Below are 3,883 nucleotides of genomic sequence, written 5' to 3' on the forward strand. Positions count from 1 at the left end.
ACCTCTATGCCAGCTTCATGGACGAAGCGGCGATCGAGCGGGCGGGCACCACGCCGCTGAAACCCTATCTCGCCCGGATCTCCGCGCTGAAGACGCGGGCACAGCTGGTCAGCCTGTTCCAGACGCCGGGCTATGCCGGGCCGGTATCGGTAGGCGTCACCCCGAACTTCGCCGACCCGACGCACTATGCCGCCTTTGCCACGCAGGACGGGCTGGGGCTGCCCAACCGCGATTACTATCTGCTGCCCGACGACAAATATGTCGCGTTCCGCACCGCCTATCGCGCCTATGTCGCCAGGATGCTGGCGCTGGCCGGCTTCAGCGACACCGACGCGCGCGCCGACCGCATCATCGCACTGGAAACCGCGATGGCCAAGTCGCAGTGGACGCCGGAGCGCGACCGCGACATCAAGCAGATCAACAATCCGATGGATCGTGCGCAACTGACCAAGCTGGCGCCGCAGTTCGACTGGACCCGCGTGTTGGGCGAGGCCGGGCTGGGCAAGATCGACACCATCCTCGCGATCGAACCCTCCGCGATCGCCGACGCCGGCAAGCTGGTGGAGACGACGCCGCTGTCGACTTGGCAGGATTATCTCGCCTTCCACTTCATCAGCGACAACGCCCAATATCTGCCCAAGGCGTTCGACCAGGCCAATTTTGAATTCTTTTCCAAGACCCTGCGCGACGTGCCCGAACAGCGCGCCCGGTGGAAACGGGGCGTGCGCCTGATCAACAACATGCTGGGCGAGGCGGTGGGCCAGATCTATGTCGCGCGCCACTATCCGCCCGAAAGCGATCGCCAGATGGGCGAGCTGATCGGCAATCTGCGCGCCGCCTATGCCGACGAGCTGAAGCAGCTGAAGTGGATGGACGACGCCACGCGTACCGAAGCGTTGGCGAAGCTCGACGCGTTCGATCCGCGCATCGGCCACCCGGCCAAATATATCGATTACAGCAGCTACCGCGTCGACCGCGCCGATCCGCTGGGCAATGCCATGCGCGGGCGCGAATTCGACTGGCGGCTGGAATTGTCGCGGCTGCCGTATCCGGTCGATCGCGGCCTGTGGAACATGACCCCGCAGGAAGTGAACGCCTATTACAGCCCGTCGCAGAACCAGATCACCTTCCCCGCCGCGATCCTGCAGCCGCCCTATTTCGATCCGGCGGCGGATCCGGCGGTCAATTACGGCGGGATCGGCGCGGTGATCGGGCACGAGATGGGCCACGGCTTCGACGATCAGGGCCGCCAGTTCGACGCCACCGGCAAGGTGCGCGACTGGTGGACCCAGGCGTCCGCCGACGCCTATGTCGCGCGCACCAAGCTGCTCGGCACCCAGTTCGACGGCTATGAGCCGGTGCCCGGCACCCACATCAAGGGGGAGCTGACGATGGGCGAGAACGTCGGCGATTTGGGCGGGCTGGAGATGGCGTGGGGCGCGTGGCAGCGGTACAAGGCCGAGCACGGCGATCCCGGCCCGATCGGCGGCGTGACCAGCGACCAGCGGTTCCTGATCGCCTACGCCTATTCCTGGCAGGGCAAGACCCGCGAGGGCGCGCTGCGCGAGCAGATCCTGAGCGATCCGCACAGCCCCAACCTGTTCCGCGTCAACGGCATCGTCCGCAATTTCGACCCATGGTACGCCGCGTTCAACGTCCAGCCGGGCGACAAGCTTTATCTGCCGCCCGAACAGCGCGTGCATATCTGGGTCGATTGATTGCCATGCCGCCGCGTTACCTGTAACGTTGCGGCATGGGATTTGAAAAGCCGAAGTCGGGTGCCGAGCGCGTCGCCAAGCGGCGCGCGGCGCTGCGCGCGCAAGGCCTCCGGCCGCGCACCTTCTGGCTGCCCGACACCCGCACGCCCGAATTTCAGGAACAGGCGCGTCAGATGCGGGCATGGTTGTGGGCGCATCAGGACGACGAGGCCATGGTCTTTGTCGATGCGATGATCGACGACGTGCTGAGCAGCTTGCCTCCGCCGTGGGACGATGAGGATTGAAGCGCGGCGACATTTTCACGGCAGCGACGGGATCAGGATTCGGCAACAAGCCGCGGCCGGTCGTGGTGGTGCAGGCCGATATCTATAGCGACGGACCGACCGTACTTGTCGCCCTCATCACCGACGCGGAGCATGGCCGCGAACCGATCCGCCCATTGGTGGCGCCCGATGCCGGGAACGGATTGCGCAAGGAATCGGCGGTTTCGACCGATGTGCTGGTCGCCGTCCGCCGCCGCGCGTTCGGCGAGCGGATCGGCGCCCTGTCGGAATCGGACAGGGCACGGGTCGATCTTGCTCTGATGCTCATCCTGGGGTTTGCGCAATGACCGACCCCCTCGCCACCCTCCACACCGTGTTCGGCTTCCCCGGCTTTCGCGGAGTCCAGCAGCACGTCGTCGATCGTGTGCTGGCGGGCGACAGCACGCTGGCGGTGATGCCGACCGGGGCGGGCAAGTCGTTGACCTATCAGCTCCCGGCGGTGATGCTGGCGGGGACGTGCGTCGTCGTCTCCCCGCTGATCGCGCTGATGCACGATCAGCTGCGCGCGGCGGAGGCGGTCGGCATCCGCGCCGCCACGCTGACCAGTGTCGACACCAACCGGGCGGAGACGCGCGGGCGCTTCCTCGACGGCGATCTCGACCTGCTCTACGTCGCGCCCGAACGCGCGTCGGGCGCCGATTTCCGCGACCTGCTGGAACGCGGGCGGGTGTGCCTGTTCGCGATCGACGAAGCGCATTGCGTCTCCGAATGGGGGCATGATTTCCGCCCCGACTATCGCCTGCTGCGGCCGCTGCTCGATGCGTTTCCGGCGGTGCCCCGCCTCGCGCTGACCGCCACCGCCGACGCGCATACCCGCGCCGACATCCTCACCCAGCTCGGCATCCCCGACGCCGGGCTGGTGGTCGCCGGGTTCGACCGGCCCAACATCCGCTACGCCATCACCCCGCGCGACAACACCACCCGCCAGATCGCCGACCTGATCGCCGACCAGCCCGGCCCCGGCATCGTCTATGCCCAGACCCGCGCCGGCACCGAGAAGCTGGCCGAGGCGCTCGGCCGCGGCGGGCGTGAGGTGCGCGTGTATCATGCCGGGCTCGACCCCGCGGTGCGCGCCGCCAACCAGGCGGCGTTCGTCGCCAGCGAATCGATGGTGATGGTGGCGACGGTGGCGTTCGGCATGGGCATCGACAAGCCCGACGTCCGCTTCGTCGCCCACGCCGGGCTGCCCAAGTCGATCGAGGCCTATTATCAGGAGACCGGCCGCGCCGGGCGCGACGGCGATCCGGCGGTGGCGCACCTGTTCTGGGGCGCCGACGATTTCGCCCGCGCGCGCCAGCGCATCGGTGAGGTCGAGCCGGCGCGCCAGCCCGGCGAGCGCACGCGGCTGACCGCGCTGGGCGCGCTGGTCGAGACGGCGGGGTGCCGCCGCCGCATCCTGCTGCGCCATTTCGGCGAGGAGCCGGGCGAGACCTGCGGCAATTGCGACAATTGCCTCAACCCGCCGGCCGCGGTCGACGTGACCCAGACCGCGCGCAAATTCCTGTCGGCGGTGTTCCGCACCGGGCAGATGTTTGGCGTCGGCTATATCGAGCAGGTGCTGCTGGGCCAGTCGACCGAGCGCAGCCTGATGAACGGGCACGAACAGCTCTCGGTCTGGGGCATCGTCGACGGCGAAGAGGCGGCGCTGGTCAAGCCCGTCGCCCGCGCGCTGCTGCTGCGCGACGCGCTGCGCGCCAATCCGCACGGCGGGCTGGAATTCGGACCCGGCGCGCGCGCGATCCTGAAGGGCGAGGCGGACCTGGCGCTGGTGCTGCCGCCGCCGCGCGCGCGGCGGCGCAAGGGCGGCGGCGGCGCGGCGGACAATCCGGTCGGCGATCCGCT

General features: G+C 68.4%; 4 protein-coding genes. All 4 read left to right on the forward strand.

The annotated features are described in order from the left end of the window. Positions 1-1,718: M13 family metallopeptidase (locus tag VNR91_RS01550; protein WP_325489035.1), on the forward strand; the 1,718-nt coding region annotated here is incomplete at its 5' end. Positions 1,719-1,753: 35 nt separating this feature from the next. After that, positions 1,754-2,002 carry an antitoxin MazE family protein gene (locus tag VNR91_RS01555; RefSeq protein WP_325489036.1) on the forward strand — a complete coding sequence of 83 codons (249 nt, stop codon included), beginning with the start codon at positions 1,754-1,756 and terminating at the stop codon, positions 2,000-2,002. Next, positions 1,999-2,328 (forward strand): type II toxin-antitoxin system PemK/MazF family toxin, encoded by a 330-nt coding sequence (locus VNR91_RS01560; RefSeq protein ID WP_325489037.1) that lies wholly within the window; start codon positions 1,999-2,001, stop codon positions 2,326-2,328. The genes VNR91_RS01555 and VNR91_RS01560 overlap by 4 nt, the downstream gene beginning before the upstream one ends. Then, the coding region (locus tag VNR91_RS01565; protein WP_325489038.1) for a RecQ family ATP-dependent DNA helicase at positions 2,325-3,883 on the forward strand (1,559 nt) is incomplete at its 3' end. The genes VNR91_RS01560 and VNR91_RS01565, both read left to right, overlap by 4 nt.

This window comes from Sphingomonas sp., assembly GCF_035555815.1.
In the GTDB taxonomy this organism is placed as follows: Bacteria; Pseudomonadota; Alphaproteobacteria; order Sphingomonadales; family Sphingomonadaceae; genus Sphingomonas.

Bases quoted from the DNA above. Each gene is read 5' to 3' on its own strand.
- VNR91_RS01555 (WP_325489036.1), top strand. From the start codon at position 1,754: ATGGGATTTGAAAAGCCGAAGTCGGGTGCCGAGCGCGTCGCCAAGCGG.